This is a genomic window from Enterobacter sp. RCC_40, from assembly GCF_041360735.1.
Lineage (GTDB): Bacteria > Pseudomonadota > Gammaproteobacteria > Enterobacterales > Enterobacteriaceae > Enterobacter > Enterobacter ludwigii.
Window position 1 is genome coordinate 16,325 of sequence record NZ_JBFUPR010000002.1, and the last position, 14,823, is coordinate 31,147.

The 14,823-nt window shown below is 56.0% G+C and carries 14 protein-coding genes; 11 read left to right on the forward strand and 3 right to left on the reverse strand.

Translation table 11 applies throughout. The annotated features are described in order from the left end of the window. The first annotated feature begins 4 nt into the window (after positions 1 to 4). Positions 5 to 1,606, forward strand: a complete 1,602-nt coding sequence (locus AB6731_RS08120) for a gamma-glutamyltransferase family protein (RefSeq protein WP_020882793.1) — start codon at positions 5 to 7, stop codon at positions 1,604 to 1,606. A gap of 41 nt (positions 1,607 to 1,647) precedes the next feature. On the opposite strand, the gene AB6731_RS08125 is transcribed toward AB6731_RS08120, so the two are convergent. Together AB6731_RS08125 and fadE are read right to left on the reverse strand one after the other, a co-directional pair. After that, positions 1,648 to 2,418: an amidohydrolase gene (locus tag AB6731_RS08125; RefSeq protein WP_014168753.1), complete on the reverse strand. Its 771-nt coding sequence runs from the start codon at positions 2,416 to 2,418 to the stop codon at positions 1,648 to 1,650. A gap of 108 nt (positions 2,419 to 2,526) precedes the next feature. Continuing rightward, the gene (gene fadE, locus AB6731_RS08130) at positions 2,527 to 4,971 is read right to left on the reverse strand and encodes an acyl-CoA dehydrogenase FadE (RefSeq protein WP_014168754.1); all 2,445 of its coding nucleotides are present in this window, start codon (positions 4,969 to 4,971) and stop codon (positions 2,527 to 2,529) included. A gap of 239 nt (positions 4,972 to 5,210) precedes the next feature. On the opposite strand from fadE, the gene lpcA reads away from it, so the two are divergent. Both lpcA and AB6731_RS08140 read left to right on the forward strand, forming a co-directional pair. Next, a complete protein-coding gene (gene lpcA, locus AB6731_RS08135; RefSeq protein WP_014168755.1) occupies positions 5,211 to 5,789 on the forward strand; it encodes a D-sedoheptulose 7-phosphate isomerase in 579 nt (192 codons plus the stop codon). 46 nt (positions 5,790 to 5,835) lie between these two features. Further along, a complete protein-coding gene (locus AB6731_RS08140; RefSeq protein WP_014168756.1) occupies positions 5,836 to 6,603 on the forward strand; it encodes a class II glutamine amidotransferase in 768 nt (255 codons plus the stop codon). Here AB6731_RS08140 and dpaA read toward each other — a convergent pair. Beyond that, entirely contained in the window at positions 6,574 to 7,314 is a 741-nt protein-coding gene (dpaA, locus tag AB6731_RS08145) for a peptidoglycan meso-diaminopimelic acid protein amidase (protein ID WP_014168757.1), read from the reverse strand. The genes AB6731_RS08140 and dpaA overlap by 30 nt on opposite strands. 298 nt (positions 7,315 to 7,612) lie before the next feature. Between dpaA and AB6731_RS08150 the strand changes: the two genes are divergently transcribed. The 8 genes from AB6731_RS08150 to dinB all read left to right on the forward strand — a co-directional run bounded on the left by AB6731_RS08150 (position 7,613) and on the right by dinB (position 14,813). Then, positions 7,613 to 8,956 carry a Na(+)-translocating NADH-quinone reductase subunit A gene (locus AB6731_RS08150; protein WP_371006139.1) on the forward strand — a complete coding sequence of 448 codons (1,344 nt, stop codon included), beginning with the start codon at positions 7,613 to 7,615 and terminating at the stop codon, positions 8,954 to 8,956. A gap of 3 nt (positions 8,957 to 8,959) precedes the next feature. Continuing rightward, a complete protein-coding gene (locus AB6731_RS08155) occupies positions 8,960 to 10,195 on the forward strand; it encodes an NADH:ubiquinone reductase (Na(+)-transporting) subunit B (RefSeq protein WP_020882790.1) in 1,236 nt (411 codons plus the stop codon). Next, positions 10,188 to 10,982, forward strand: coding sequence for a Na(+)-translocating NADH-quinone reductase subunit C (locus AB6731_RS08160; protein ID WP_113656548.1), 795 nt, complete (start codon positions 10,188 to 10,190; stop codon positions 10,980 to 10,982). Before AB6731_RS08155 ends, AB6731_RS08160 begins: the two co-directional genes overlap by 8 nt. After that, positions 10,975 to 11,613 (forward strand): NADH:ubiquinone reductase (Na(+)-transporting) subunit D, encoded by a 639-nt coding sequence (locus AB6731_RS08165; RefSeq protein ID WP_371006141.1) that lies wholly within the window; start codon positions 10,975 to 10,977, stop codon positions 11,611 to 11,613. Before AB6731_RS08160 ends, AB6731_RS08165 begins: the two co-directional genes overlap by 8 nt. 6 nt (positions 11,614 to 11,619) lie before the next feature. Continuing rightward, positions 11,620 to 12,216 (forward strand): NADH:ubiquinone reductase (Na(+)-transporting) subunit E, encoded by a 597-nt coding sequence (nqrE, locus tag AB6731_RS08170; RefSeq protein ID WP_014168762.1) that lies wholly within the window; start codon positions 11,620 to 11,622, stop codon positions 12,214 to 12,216. Positions 12,217 to 12,226: 10 nt separating this feature from the next. Further along, on the forward strand, positions 12,227 to 13,450 hold the full coding sequence (nqrF, locus tag AB6731_RS08175) for an NADH:ubiquinone reductase (Na(+)-transporting) subunit F (RefSeq protein WP_020882788.1): 1,224 nt from the start codon (positions 12,227 to 12,229) through the stop codon (positions 13,448 to 13,450). Then, positions 13,450 to 13,653, forward strand: a complete 204-nt coding sequence (gene nqrM / locus AB6731_RS08180) for a (Na+)-NQR maturation NqrM (protein ID WP_020882787.1) — start codon at positions 13,450 to 13,452, stop codon at positions 13,651 to 13,653. Before nqrF ends, nqrM begins: the two co-directional genes overlap by 1 nt. A gap of 101 nt (positions 13,654 to 13,754) precedes the next feature. Next, the gene (gene dinB / locus AB6731_RS08185) at positions 13,755 to 14,813 is read left to right on the forward strand and encodes a DNA polymerase IV (RefSeq protein WP_014168765.1); all 1,059 of its coding nucleotides are present in this window, start codon (positions 13,755 to 13,757) and stop codon (positions 14,811 to 14,813) included. Positions 14,814 to 14,823: the final 10 nt, after the last annotated feature.

Here is a 14,823-nt window from a genome sequence, read left to right on the forward strand (position 1 = left end):
CATGATGACCAAAGCGCTTGATTTCACTTCCGGTTACGATTCACGACGCCCGCCGATGATGGGTCACAACGCCGTGGCGACATCTCAGCCGCTGGCGGCCCAGGCGGGAATGAAAATGCTGCAGCTCGGCGGGAACGCGGTTGATGCGGCGGTTGCAACCGCCATGGCGTTGACGGTGGTTGAACCCACCGGCAACGGTATTGGCAGCGATGCCTTTGCCATCGTCTGGGATGGTGAAAAACTCCACGGCCTGAACGCCTCTGGCCGCTCGCCTGCCAGCTGGCATGCGGATCTGTTTGCCGGTAAAACCGCGGTGCCGGAAATTGGCTGGGACGCCGTCACCGTGCCGGGTGCGGTATCGGGCTGGGTGGCGCTGGCAGAACGTTTTGGCACGCTGCCGCTCACTACGCTGGCGCAACCTGCCATCGAGTATGCGCGTAACGGTTTTCCGGTCTCTCCGTTGATTGGGCATCTCTGGCAGCGGGGTTATAACAAGCTGAAAGATCAGCCAGGCTTTAGCGCCTGCTTTGCACCGGAAGGGCGTGCTCCCCGGGTCGGCGAGATCTTCCGTAACCCGGCGCAGGCTCATTCGCTGGAGCTGATTGCCAGAACCAACGGTGAAGCGTTTTACCGCGGCGAGCTGGCGCAGAAAATTGCCGCTTTCGCGAAAGAGCATGGCGCGCACCTGACGGCAGAGGATTTGGCCAATCATCGTGTGGACTGGGTAGAACTGCTGTCGCGTGATTTTGCCGGTGGTTCGGTGCAGGAGCTGCCGCCAAACGGGCAGGGCATCGCCACGCTGATTGCGCTCGGTATTCTGGAGCAGTGTGGAATTGAAAAACATCATCCGGATTCCGTGCAGTCGCTTCATCTGTCTATTGAAGCGATGAAACTGGCGCTGGCGGATCTCGATCGCTACGTCGCTGATGAAGAACACATGGAGTTCGCGGCCCAGGCGTTGCTGAGCGATCGTTACCTGGCGTCGCGCGCGGCGCTTATCGACCCCGATAACGCCTCCGATTTCGTCTACGGTTCGCCGACGCAGAGCGGCACGGTCTACCTGAGCGCTGCAGATTCCAGCGGTATGATGATCTCCTTTATTCAGTCCAACTATATGGGCTTTGGATCCGGGATTGTGGTGCCGGAGACCGGGATCAGTCTGCAAAACCGCGGCTGTGGCTTTGTGCTGGATCCAAACCATCCGAATGCGCTGGCGGGCAGTAAGCGTCCGTTCCACACCATCATTCCGGGCTTTGCGATGGACGGCAACGGTAAACCGCTGATGTCCTTTGGCGTCATGGGCGGCCCAATGCAGGCGCAGGGGCATATGCAGATGGCGCTGCGCATCATGCTGCACGGGCAAAACCCACAGGCGGCAATTGATGCGCCTCGCTGGCGCGTGGTGCAGGGCAGGGAAGTGATCGTCGAATCGACGTTCGATCGCAATACTATCGCCGCACTGCGTGAGCGCGGGCACCAGATCGTGGTGGAAGATCCGCTCCAGGATTATAACTTCGGCGGCGCGCAGGTGATTTATCGTATGCCGGAAGGGCACTATGTGGCGGCGACAGAGAGCCGCAAAGACGGGCAGGCGCTGGTGAGTTAATGATGTCCCCTCCCTCTTCCTGTGAGAGGGAGGGGAAACCGTTATCCAATGCTAAACGGATCCGCATCCTGCCAGGCCGGAAACTTCTCGCGATATTCCTTCAGGGCCGTCAGTGACAACTCAGCATCAATGCGCGTTGCCTGATGCGGCTCGGCGGTGGCAATAATTTCACCCTGCGGGTTCACCACCCGGCTATCCCCCCGATAATGATGCCCGTTGCCATCGGTCCCCACGCGGTTACAGCCGACCACATACGCCTGGTTTTCAATGGCGCGTGCGACCAGCAGCGACTGCCAGTGCAGGGAGCGCGGGGCAGGCCAGTTGGCGACATACAGCGCCAGGTCGTAATCGTTGCGGTTGCGTGACCACACCGGGAAGCGCAGGTCGTAGCAAACCAGCGGCAGAATACGCCAGCCGCGCCATTCGAACACCACGCGCGCATCACCCGCTTCATAGTGATGATGTTCATCTGCCATGCGGAACAAATGGCGTTTATCATAGAAATGCACTTTCCCTTCCGGCTCGACCAGCAGGAAGCGGTTGACCGGCCCGCGTTCGGTTTGCAGCGCAGCGCTGCCGGCAATCAGCGCATTGGTTTGCTGCGCTTTGGCGTGCATCCAGGCGACCACCTCTTGCTGTGGCATTGACTGTTGCGCCGCTTCCATGGCGAAGCCGGTAGTGAACATCTCCGGCAGGACAATCACATCACGCCCGGTAATGCCTTCCAGTTGACGATCAAAGTGGCGCAGGTTGGCAGGGCCGTCCATCCACACTAAAGGTTGCTGCAAAATCGAAATCTTCAGACCAGGCACAATTCAGACTCCTCAAACGACCACTTTTTGACACTGTAGCACGACATAAAGAGAAAATGTGGCAATAAAAAACCCCGCGCGTGGCGGGGTTTGTAGAAGCGAAACGTGTTATGCAGCTTCAGGTTTGCGGACCTTCTCCGGCAGCTTTACCGGCTGTGTCGCCAGCTCATCCGGGTCGAAATCATCCACGTTAATGCTGCGCAGACGGCTCTCTTCGGCTTTCACCAGCAGAGCGGCTTCATCATTGTTGATGATCCCGCCCGTCAGGGCCTGTTTCGCCAGTTCATCCAGGCGGGTGAACGGCAGGTTTTTGCCCAGCTGTTTACAGATCTTCTGGTGGATGGGATCGGCAGCCATCACGTCCAGCAGCGCTTCTTCCAGCAGACCAACCGGGTTATGCGGCGTGGGAGCCAGATACTGACCGCGGCCGATACGGGAACGGGTTGCGCTCGGTACCTGCAGGATCTTCGCCACTTTGTGATCCAGTTTGTCAGACGGCGCCAGATGATGACGACCGGTCGGGAAGATCACCACGCGAAGGGCACCTGCAACAAAGCGGTTCGGGAAGTTCGCCAGCAGATCGTCAATGGCCTGTTCCGCCTGATACATCGCATCCTGAACACCCCAGTGAACCAGCGGCAGATCGGCTTCCTGACGGCCTTCATCGTCGTAGCGTTTCAGGACCGCAGAGGCGAGGAAGATTTGGCTCAGCACATCACCCAGACGGGCAGAGATACGCTCACGACGCTTCAGGCTACCGCCCAGCACCGCCATAGAAACATCTGACAGCAGAGCGAGGTTGGCGCTCAGACGGTTAAGATGCTGGTAATAACGCTTGGTCGCATCACCGGTTGGCGTGGCGCTGGTAAGACCGCGCGTCAGACCCAGCCAGAAGCTGCGCACTTTATTACTGCCCACGTGACCGATATGTTTGAACAGCAGCTTGTCGAAGGCATCCACGTCGTTATTCTGCGCGGCGGCCATCTCTTCCAGCACATAAGGATGGCAACGGATTGCCCCCTGGCCGAAGATCATCATGCTGCGGGTCAGGATGTTTGCCCCTTCAACGGTGATGGCAATCGGTGCGCCCTGGTAGCCGCGCGCCAGGAAGTTGCCCTCGCCGAGCATAATGCCTTTACCGCCCGCGATATCCATTGCATCAATGATTGACTGCTGTGCGCGGTGGGTACAGTGATACTTCACGATAGCTGACAGCACGGCCGGTTTTTCGCCCAGCATAATGCCGTAGGTAATCAGGGAGGCGGCAGCATCCATCACGTAGGCGTTGCCTGCGATACGTGCCAGCGGCTCTTCGATCCCTTCCATCTTGCCGATAGAGATTTTGAACTGACGGCGGATATGGGCGTATGCACCAATCCCCATCGCGACAGATTTCAAACCACCGGTCGAGTTCGACGGCAGGGTAATACCGCGGCCAACCGACAGACATTCCACCAGCATGCGCCAGCCCTGACCGGCCATTTTTGGACCACCGATGATGTAATCAATCGGTACAAAGATATCCTTGCCGCGGGTTGGGCCGTTCTGGAACGGTACGTTCAGCGGGAAGTGGCGACGACCAATTTCAACGCCTGGGGTGGAGGTTGGGATCAGCGCACAGGTAATGCCCAGATCTTCTTCACCGCCCAGCAGTTTTTCCGGATCGGAGAGCTTAAAGGCCAGGCCCAGCACGGTCGCGATAGGGGCGAGCGTAATATAACGTTTGTTCCAGGTCAGGCGCATACCCAGCACCTGTTGGCCCTGCCATTCACCCATGCAGACGACGCCGGTATCCGGGATCGCACCCGCATCGGAGCCCGCTTCCGGGCTGGTCAGCGCGAAGCACGGAATTTCCTGGCCACGTGCCAGACGCGGCAGGTAGTGATCTTTCTGCTCTTCGGTACCGTAGTGTTGCAGCAGTTCACCCGGGCCTAACGAGTTCGGCACGCCAACGGTGATCGCCAGGATCCCGGAAACGCCTGCCAGTTTTTGCAGGACGCGGGCCTGAGCGTAAGCGGAAAACTCCAGACCGCCGTACTCTTTCTTAATGATCATCGCGAAGAAGCGATGTTCTTTCAGATACGCCCACAGTTCTGGCGGCAGGTCCGCCATTTCATGGGTAATCGCGAAGTCATTTGCCATGCGGCACGCTTCTTCCACCGGACCATCAATAAAGGCCTGTTCTTCAGCGGTCAGACGCGGTTGCGGATAGTTGTGCAGCTTTTTCCAGTCCGGGTTGCCCTGGAACAGGTCGCCTTCCCACCAGGTGGTACCGGCATCAATCGCTTCTTTCTCCGTACGCGACATGGGCGGCATCACTTTACGGAAGCCTTTGAACACCGGCGCGGAGATCATCGATTTACGCATCGGCGTAAAGTTAAACGGCAGAAGAATGATAGCCAGCGGGACTAAAAGCCAGATATTCCACAGGCCAGCGACGCCAAGCGCAGCCGTCCAGGCCAGCAGAATCAGACTGCTCAGGAATAAACTCACCCGGTGATAGAACAGCACACCGAGCAGAACAACGGTTGCGAGAATGCTCAAAATCATCATAAAGAAAAGCTCCCTTGCTTGTAGGAGGTCTGACCACTTGTGATGATATGGTTGTAGTTGATGTTATTTCCTTTAGCAATGTGTTTACAAAATAATTACAACCTGGTTCACATTGTTCAGGTTTAAGCCGGCACGAAAACGCAAAACGCCAGACGATTCGCATGGCTTTAGCTTCTCGCTTTTCCCGCTATCCGGTACACTCCACTGTGTTATTTCATCAATACTGAAGGATTATCCTCATGTACCAGGATCTTATTCGTAACGAACTGAACGAAGCGGCGGAAACGCTGGCTAACTTTCTGAAAGATGATGCCAATATTCACGCTATTCAGCGCGCAGCGGTCCTGCTGGCCGACAGTTTCAAGGCCGGCGGTAAAGTGCTCTCCTGTGGTAACGGTGGTTCCCACTGTGATGCGATGCACTTTGCAGAAGAGCTGACCGGGCGTTATCGTGAAAACCGTCCGGGCTACCCGGCGATTGCGATTTCCGATGTGAGCCACATTTCCTGCGTCAGTAACGATTTTGGTTATGACTATATCTTCTCTCGCTACGTCGAAGCCGTGGGCCGTGAAGGTGACGTGCTGCTGGGTATTTCGACGTCCGGAAACTCGGCTAACGTGATCAAAGCGATTGCCGCAGCGCGTGAAAAAGGGATGAAAGTCATCACCCTGACCGGTAAAGATGGCGGTAAGATGGACGGTACGGCGGATATCGAAATCCGTGTTCCACACTTCGGTTATGCTGACCGTATTCAGGAAATTCACATCAAAGTGATCCACATCCTGATCCAGCTGATCGAAAAAGAGATGGTTAAGTAAGACTTCGCTGGGGGCATGATTGCCCCCGCTGTTGTGGAGGTGATGTATGTGCGAATTGCTCGGGATGAGCGCCAATGTGCCAACCGATATCTGCTTTAGCTTCACCGGGCTCGTTCAGCGCGGCGGGGGCACCGGGCCGCATAAAGACGGCTGGGGCATTACCTTCTACGAAGGCAAAGGATGTCGCACATTCAAAGATCCCCAGCCCAGCTTTAATTCCCCGATTGCCAGACTGGTGCAGGACTATCCCATTAAGTCCCGTTCGGTGATTGCCCACATCCGTCAGGCAAACCGTGGGGAAGTGGCGCTGGAAAATACCCACCCGTTCACCCGCGAGCTGTGGGGCCGTCACTGGACCTACGCGCACAATGGCCAGCTCTCCGGCTATAAGTCGCTGGAGACGGGCAATTTCCGTCCGGTCGGTGAGACCGACAGCGAAAAAGCGTTTTGCTGGCTGCTGCACAAGCTGACGCAGCGTTATCCGCGCACGCCCGGCAACATGACCGCCGTCTTCAAATACATTGCGTCGCTGGCATCAGAACTGCGTGAGAAGGGCGTGTTCAACATGCTGCTGTCTGACGGGCGTTATGTGATGGCGTTCTGTTCGACCAATCTGTTCTGGATCACGCGCCGCGCGCCGTTTGGCGTCGCCAAGCTGCTCGATCAGGATGTGGAAATTGATTTTCAACGAGAGACCACACCGAATGATGTGGTCACAGTGATCGCGACCCAGCCGCTGACGGGCAACGAAACCTGGCAAAAGATTATGCCAGGCGAGTGGGTCTTATTTTGTCTCGGGGACCGAGTAGTTTGATGCCAGCTGCGGCTGGACGACTTCGTGGCTCAGCGGCTTGCTGACCACATAGCGGCCATCGACAACCGAGACAACCGGCGGCTTGTGCGTCTGCTCAAAGTAGTCGTAACCCGGTTTCAGCTGTTTCCAGAAATCCGCGTAGTAGGAGTACTTGTGACGCGCCATGTTGGCATCGGTCATGCGGAACGGGTAGATGCTGACCTGAACGTTCGGCTGACCAAAGACCAGTGCGCCGGTGACAAACTGGAAAATCTCATCAATGCCGGTATCGGTCATCGCATAACAGCCGATAGACACGCATGCACCGTGGATCATCAGATATTTGCCTTCATAACCGTGGGCACGGTCATAGGCGTTCGGGAAGCCAATGTTAATGGCTTTATAGAAGCGGCTGTCAGGTTTTAGCTGGCTACGCTGAACGTTGTAAAACCCTTCCGGACTTTTGAAATCGCCCTGACGCTGTTTTGGCCCCAGACCACCGGAGTAGTTACAAATCTTGTAACTATCAAGCAGCTGATATGTCTCGCCCATTTTTACAAACAGATCGAGTGTGCGTTCTTCCTTGAAGATTTGAATATAAACCGGTGATCCCATTAACTGCTGTTTATATTCTTTGCTGACCGGCGTGGTTGAGCTATTGCTGCTGAGCAGCCCGGCAAACGATACGCACGGAATCAGGAGCATCGCAATGAACAATGCGATTTTACGCATACTACTAGTTCCTTGATAAAACTAAGACCAAATTGCCAGGACGGCAAAAGAGACCCGAAATCAGATTATTCTGTTAGGTGCGCTCACATTAGCACCGCCATAGATTTTCGCAAGAGCCGGGCGGTGAGTTTACAAATTAGTTTTACTTTATAAACCATCAAAATCGCGTTGGCTCCAGGAACTTTGCGTAATACCTCGCACTTTAGCGCCTGCAACCGAGGTTTTGGTGCCCGAAAAACAGTGAAAATGGTACACTTCGCCCCCTCTGGATTGAAGTTCATGGAAGCTTGCTAACCACATGTTTAAAATCAGAAAAGGACTTGATCTGCCGATTGCAGGCGTGCCCGAGCCGCACGTTTCGCCTGGCGCAAGTGTCCGCCATGTCGCCATTTTGGGCGACGACTACCTGGGAATGCGTCCCTCAATGCTGGTGCAGGAAGGCGATCGCGTCATTAAAGGACAGGCGCTCTTCGAGGACAAAAAAAATCCTGGCGTTATGTTTACGGCCCCCGCGAGCGGTACCGTGGTGGCAATCAATCGCGGTGAACGTCGCGTCCTGCAGTCGGTGGTTATCCGTATTGAAGGCGACGAACAACGTGAGTTTTCCCGTTTCAACGCAGCAGACCTCGCCGCCCTGAGCCGGGAAGCCGTTCAGGCACAACTGCTGGCGTCCGGCTTGTGGACGGCGTTTCGCACGCGACCTTTCAGCAAATCGCCTGTTCCGGACACGCTTCCGGCCGCTATTTTCGTCACCGCCATTGATACCAACCCGCTCAGCGCGGACCCGGAGCCCATTATTCTGGCGCAGCGTAACGCGTTTGATGCCGGGCTAACCGTGTTAACCCGTCTGACCTCGGGGAAGGTCCACGTCTGTCAGGCGGGCGGCGGCAAACTCGGGGGCCATCCGCAGGGGCAAGTTACGTTTAATACGTTTGCAGGTCCGCACCCGGCGGGGTTAGTCGGAACGCATATCCACTTCCTGGAGCCGGTGAGCCTGACGAAACAGGTCTGGCATCTGAATTATCAGGACGTGATTGCCATTGGTAAGCTCTTTACCACCGGTGAACTGTGCGCTGAACGGGTGATCGCCCTCGGCGGGCCACAGGCAGCAAATCCACGTCTGGTGAAAACGCTGCTGGGGGCGGACATTAATGAACTGCTTGCCGGTGAAACGAAAGAGGGCGAAAACCGCCTGATTTCTGGCTCGGTGCTCAGTGGCCGTCATGCGGCTGACGCGCAGGCGTATCTTGGGCGCTTCCACCTGCAGGTCAGTGTGGTTCTGGAAGGTCGCGAGAAAGAGCTGTTCGGCTGGGTTCTGCCGGGCGCTGAGAAGTATTCAGTGACCCGCACTACCCTTGGGCACTTCCTGCGTCGCAAACTCTTTAATTTCTCGACCAGCACCCACGGCGGAGAGCGCGCCATGGTTCCGATTGGCAACTACGAGCGCGTTATGCCGCTGGATATTCTGCCAACTCTGCTGCTGCGCGATCTACTGGCCGGCGACACCGACAGTGCCCAGGCGCTGGGGTGCCTCGAGCTTGACGAAGAAGATCTGGCGCTCTGTACCTATGTCTGTCCGGGAAAATACGAATATGGACCGGTATTGCGCGAGGTGTTAACCCGCATTGAGCAGGAAGGATAACTGATGGGCTTAAAACACCTCTTTGAAAAAATAGAGCCGCACTTTACGCACGGGAAGCTCAGGAAGTACTACCCGCTGTATGAAGCAACGGCGACCATCTTCTATACGCCGGGACTGGTCACAAAAGGGGCGGCACACGTCCGCGATGCTATCGACCTCAAACGAATGATGATTCTGGTCTGGTTTGCGGTCTTCCCGGCCATGTTCTGGGGTATGTACAACGTTGGTCTGCAGACCATTCCGGCGCTGCATCATTTATATGATGCCCCACAGCTGGCTCAGGTTATCCAGTCGGACTGGCACTACCGCCTGGCCCAGACGTTGGGCGTCAGCTTTGCAGCCGATGCCGGCTGGATAAGCATGATGACGCTGGGAGCCGTATTCTTCCTGCCAATCTACATCACGGTGTTTATCGTGGGGGGCTTCTGGGAAGTGCTGTTCGCCATCATTCGCAAACATGAGATCAACGAAGGCTTCTTCGTGACGTCGATTCTGTTTGCCCTGATTGTTCCACCGACGCTGCCGCTCTGGCAGGCGGCACTGGGGATCAGTTTTGGCGTGGTGATTGCCAAGGAGATCTTCGGTGGCACCGGGCGCAACTTCCTCAACCCGGCGCTGGCCGGGCGAGCTTTCCTGTTCTTTGCGTATCCGGCGCAAATCTCTGGCGACCTGGTGTGGACGGCCGCGGATGGGTTCTCGGGTGCGACGCCGCTTTCGCAGTGGGCCGCGCACGGGGGCGAAACGCTGGTTAACAACGCCACGGGCCAACCCGTGACCTGGCTGGATGCCTTTATTGGCAACATTCCCGGCTCTGTTGGGGAAGTTTCCACGCTGATGATTTTACTCGGTGGCGCCATCATTCTCTTCGGACGCGTCGCGTCGTGGCGCATTGTCGCAGGGGTAATGATTGGCATGGTGTTAACAGCCACGATGTTTAATTTCATCGGTTCCGCCACCAACCCGATGTTCTCCATGCCCTGGTACTGGCATCTGGTGCTGGGTGGGTTCGCTTTCGGCATGATGTTCATGGCCACCGATCCTGTCTCTGCGTCCTTTACCGACAAAGGTAAATGGAGCTATGGCGTGCTCATTGGTGCGATGTGTGTCCTGATTCGTGTGGTCAACCCGGCTTATCCGGAAGGGATGATGTTGGCCATTCTGTTTGCCAATCTGTTTGCGCCGCTCTTCGACTATCTGGTCGTGCGCGCCAACATTAAGCGGAGGAAAGCGCGTGGCTGAAAGCAAAAATAACGACAGCATCGGCAAAACGCTGCTGGTGGTGCTGGTCCTTTGCCTGGTCTGTTCCATTGTCGTGGCTGGCTCTGCCGTGGGGTTAAAACCACGGCAACAGGAGCAGCGTGCGCTGGATAAACAACGCAACATCCTGGCTGTGGCAGGGTTAATGCAGGAAGGGATGAGTACAGACGACGTGGCTGAACTCTTCGCGGAGCGCATTTCGGCGCGTCTGGTGGATTTAAAAACCGGCCAGTTGCTGGATAAAGACCCGACGAAATTTAACCAGGCACTGGCACTGAAAGACCCTCAGATGAGCCTGACGCTGGAGGCATCGCAAGATCCCGCTGGCATCAAGCGTCGCAGTAACCTCGCCGAAATTTACCTTGTGCGCGATGAGCAGAAGCGGGTGCAGGAGGTCGTGCTGCCGATATACGGCAACGGGCTGTGGTCGATGATGTACGCCTTTGTGGCACTCGATACGGATGGTCGCACGGTGAAAGGGATTACCTATTATGACCAGGGCGAAACGCCAGGGCTCGGCGGTGAGGTTGAAAACCCTAACTGGCGCGCGCAGTTTGTCGGCAAGAAAGTGCTCGACGATAACGGCCTGCCTGCCCTGAAGGTGATGAAAGGGGCTGCGCGTCCGGGTGACGAATATGCCGTAGATGGGCTTTCCGGGGCAACGCTCACGTCAAAAGGGGTGCAGCACAGTTTTGATTTCTGGATGGGCGAGCTGGGCTTTGGTCCTTTCCTGAAAAACGTACGTGAAGGAGCGCTGAACAATGGCTGATACGGGTGAACTGAAAGAAGTCAAAAAGGTGCTCATTGGCCCGCTACTGGCGAATAACCCTATTACCTTACAGGTGCTGGGAGTCTGTTCGGCGCTGGCGGTCACGACAAAACTGGAAACCGCGCTGGTCATGACCGTCGCGGTCACGCTGGTGACGGCATTTTCCAGCATGTTTATCTCCATGATTCGCCACCACATCCCGAATAGCGTGAGGATCATTGTGCAGATGGCGATCATCGCGTCGCTGGTGATCGTGGTCGATCAGCTTCTGCGCGCTTTCGCGTATGAAACGTCAAAACAGCTCTCGGTGTTTGTCGGTCTGATTATCACCAACTGCATCGTGATGGGGCGTGCCGAAGCTTATGCGATGAAAATGCCTCCGCTGGCGAGCTTTATGGACGGGATCGGTAACGGTCTCGGTTACGGCGTTATCCTGCTGATCGTTGGGTTCCTGCGCGAGCTGATCGGCAGCGGTAAGCTGTTTGGCGTCACGGTGCTGGACACGGTACAAAACGGCGGCTGGTATCTGCCAAACGGACTCTTCCTGCTGGCCCCAAGCGCATTTTTCATTATCGGTTTGCTGATCTGGCTGATTCGTACCCTGAAGCCCGAACAGCAGGAAAAGGAGTAACCGACGATGGCTCATTACCTGAGTTTATTTGTGCGCGCGGTGTTTGTTGAAAACATGGCACTCGCGTTTTTCCTGGGCATGTGTACGTTTCTTGCCGTTTCCAAAAAGGTATCGACGGCGTTTGGTCTGGGTGTTGCGGTCACGGTGGTGCTCGGCTTATCTGTACCGATTAACAACCTGGTGTACAACTTTGTGCTGCGCGACGGTGCGCTGGTAGACGGTGTCGATCTCAGCTTCCTGAACTTCATCACCTTTATCGGTGTGATTGCAGCGCTGGTACAAATCCTGGAGATGATCCTCGACAGGTATTTCCCGTCGCTATACAACGCGCTGGGGATTTTTCTGCCGTTGATCGCGGTGAACTGCGCCATCTTTGGTGGCGTCTCGTTTATGGTTCAGCGTGATTACAACTTCAGTGAATCCGTTGTGTATGGTTTCGGCTCCGGCATCGGCTGGATGCTGGCTATCGTCACCATGGCGGGGATCCGCGAAAAAATGAAATATGCCAATGTGCCTGCGGGTTTACGTGGCTTAGGGATCACCTTTATCACCACCGGGCTGATGGCGCTGGGCTTTATGTCCTTCTCCGGTGTGCAGCTATAAGGGCTAACAGATGGAAATTATTCTTGGCGTGGTGATGTTCACGCTGATTGTACTGGTGTTGTCAGGGCTGATTCTGGCGGCACGCGCGAAGCTGGTGAATTCCGGCGACGTGGTGATTGATATCAACGGTGAGCCGCAAAACCAGATCCGCACGCCGGCGGGGGATAAACTGCTCAATACGCTCTCCGGCAACGGGATCTTTGTCTCCTCAGCCTGCGGTGGCGGTGGCTCCTGCGGTCAGTGCCGCGTCACGGTGAAAGAGGGGGGCGGGGATATTCTGCCCACTGAGCTGGCGCATATCACGAAGCGTGAGGCGAAAGAGGGCTGCCGTCTGGCCTGCCAGGTCGCGGTGCGCCAGGACATGAAAATTGAGCTGCCGGAAGAGATCTTCGGGGTCAAAAAATGGGAGTGCGAAGTTATCTCTAACGATAACAAAGCGACTTTCATTAAAGAGCTGAAGCTTCGCGTGCCGGAAGGGGAAGATGTTCCGTTCCGGGCAGGGGGATACATCCAGATTGAGTGCCCGGATCACACCGTGGCGTATGCGGACTTCGACGTTCCGGATGAGTACCGTGCCGACTGGGACAAATTCAATCTTTTCCGTTTTGTGTCTGACGTTAAAGAACCGACGCTTCGCGCCTACTCAATGGCCAACTACCCGGACGAGAAGGGCATCATTATGCTCAACGTACGTATCGCCACGCCGCCGCCGAATGTGCCTGATGCACCCCCGGGCGTCATGTCGTCGTATATCTGGTCCCTGAAACCGGGAGATAAGGTGACCATCTCCGGTCCGTTTGGCGAGTTCTTTGCTAAAGAGACCGAGGCTGAAATGGTCTTTATCGGTGGTGGCGCGGGCATGGCACCGATGCGTTCGCACATTTTTGACCAGCTCAAGCGCCTCGGGAGCAAGCGCAAAATCAGCTTCTGGTACGGGGCACGCTCGTTGCGAGAGATGTTCTATGATGATGAGTTTGAGCAACTGGCGCGTGAAAACCCAAACTTCACCTTCCATGTGGCCCTCTCCGATCCGCAACCGGAAGATAACTGGACCGGTCACACGGGGTTCATCCACAACGTGCTTTATGAAAACTACCTCAAGCAGCATCCTGCGCCAGAGGATTGCGAATTTTACATGTGTGGGCCGCCAGTGATGAACGCTGCAGTCATTAAGATGCTAAAAGATCTGGGTGTGGAAGATGAGAACATCCTGCTGGATGACTTCGGGGGGTGATGATGCTGACGTTTCTGGCAACTTTCGCGGTTTTTTTGCTTGTTGTACTCGGCATGTCTCTGGGCTGGATCATAAAGCGTAAAAGCATTCAGGGCAGCTGTGGTGGTATCTCCGCGCTCGGGATGGAAAAAGTGTGCGACTGCCCCGAACCCTGCGACGCCCGTAAAAAACGCATGGCGCGCGAGGCCCGGCGGATCCTGTAGTGAGTCCGGTGTTTCCCCTCTTCCTGGAGGAGAGGGGAAACACACTTCTCAACTCTCATTTCTTTACTGTATACTTATCCAGTGATGAGTGAGGGCTTACTATGCGCAAAATAATCCATGTCGATATGGACTGCTTTTTTGCCGCAGTGGAGATGCGTGATAATCCGGCGCTGCGGGATATACCTATTGCGATTGGCGGTAGCCGTGTCCAGCGCGGTGTGATCAGCACCGCCAACTACCCTGCGCGCAAATTTGGCGTGCGCAGCGCTATGCCAACTGCCATGGCGCTAAAGCTGTGCCCTCATCTCACGCTGTTGCCCGGCCGATTTGAAGCCTACAAAGAAGCCTCCCTGCATATCCGCGAGATCTTCTCTCGCTATACCTCGCTGATTGAACCTCTGTCACTGGACGAAGCCTACCTGGATGTCACTGACAGCCTGCACTGCCACGGCTCCGCAACGTTAATGGCGCAGGAGATCCGCCGGACTATCTTCAACGAGCTAAATCTGACCGCTTCCGCGGGCGTCGCACCGGTGAAATTTCTCGCCAAAATAGCGTCTGATTTGAATAAACCCGATGGTCAGTACGTCATCACTCCGGAAGAGGTTCCGGCGTTTTTAAAAACGCTGCCGCTCGGCAAAATCCCCGGCGTGGGGAAAGTGTCTGCTGCAAAGCTGGAAAGTATGGGATTACGGACCTGTGAAGATGTACAGCGAAGCGATCTGGCCATGCTGCTTAAGCGTTTCGGTAAGTTTGGTCGCGTGCTGTGGGAGCGCAGTCAGGGAATTGATGAGCGCAGCGTGAGCAGTGAGCGGCTGCGTAAATCGGTCGGGGTTGAACGCACGCTGATGGAAGACATCCATGACTGGTCCGAGTGTGAAGTCATTATCACTGACCAACTTTATCCCGAACTGGAGCGGCGGTTAGCGAAAGTAAAACCCGATCTGCTGATTGCCCGTCAGGGCGTTAAGCTGAAGTTCAATGATTTCCAGCAGACGACGCAGGAGCATGTCTGGCCGCGACTGAATAAAGACGATCTTATCGCCACCGCGAGAAAAGCCTGGGAAGAACGGCGGGCAGGGCGGGGAGTGAGGCTGGTGGGGTTACACGTGACGCTGCTGGACCCGCAACTGGAGCGGCAGCTGGTATTGGGGTTATAGCAGGCGGATT

Excerpts from the sequence above, each read along its gene's own strand:
- AB6731_RS08120 (WP_020882793.1), top strand. The coding sequence starts at position 5 with ATGACCAAAGCGCTTGATTTCACTTCCGGTTACGATTCACGACGCCCG.
- dpaA (WP_014168757.1), bottom strand. The coding sequence starts at position 7,314 with ATGCGTAAAATCGCATTGTTCATTGCGATGCTCCTGATTCCGTGCGTA.
- nqrE (WP_014168762.1), top strand. The coding sequence starts at position 11,620 with ATGGCTCATTACCTGAGTTTATTTGTGCGCGCGGTGTTTGTTGAAAAC.
- AB6731_RS08150 (WP_371006139.1), top strand. The coding sequence starts at position 7,613 with ATGTTTAAAATCAGAAAAGGACTTGATCTGCCGATTGCAGGCGTGCCC.
- AB6731_RS08165 (WP_371006141.1), top strand. The coding sequence starts at position 10,975 with ATGGCTGATACGGGTGAACTGAAAGAAGTCAAAAAGGTGCTCATTGGC.
- dinB (WP_014168765.1), top strand. The coding sequence starts at position 13,755 with ATGCGCAAAATAATCCATGTCGATATGGACTGCTTTTTTGCCGCAGTG.
- lpcA (WP_014168755.1), top strand. The coding sequence starts at position 5,211 with ATGTACCAGGATCTTATTCGTAACGAACTGAACGAAGCGGCGGAAACG.
- fadE (WP_014168754.1), bottom strand. The coding sequence starts at position 4,971 with ATGATGATTTTGAGCATTCTCGCAACCGTTGTTCTGCTCGGTGTGCTG.
- nqrF (WP_020882788.1), top strand. The coding sequence starts at position 12,227 with ATGGAAATTATTCTTGGCGTGGTGATGTTCACGCTGATTGTACTGGTG.
- AB6731_RS08155 (WP_020882790.1), top strand. The coding sequence starts at position 8,960 with ATGGGCTTAAAACACCTCTTTGAAAAAATAGAGCCGCACTTTACGCAC.
- nqrM (WP_020882787.1), top strand. The coding sequence starts at position 13,450 with ATGATGCTGACGTTTCTGGCAACTTTCGCGGTTTTTTTGCTTGTTGTA.
- AB6731_RS08140 (WP_014168756.1), top strand. The coding sequence starts at position 5,836 with ATGTGCGAATTGCTCGGGATGAGCGCCAATGTGCCAACCGATATCTGC.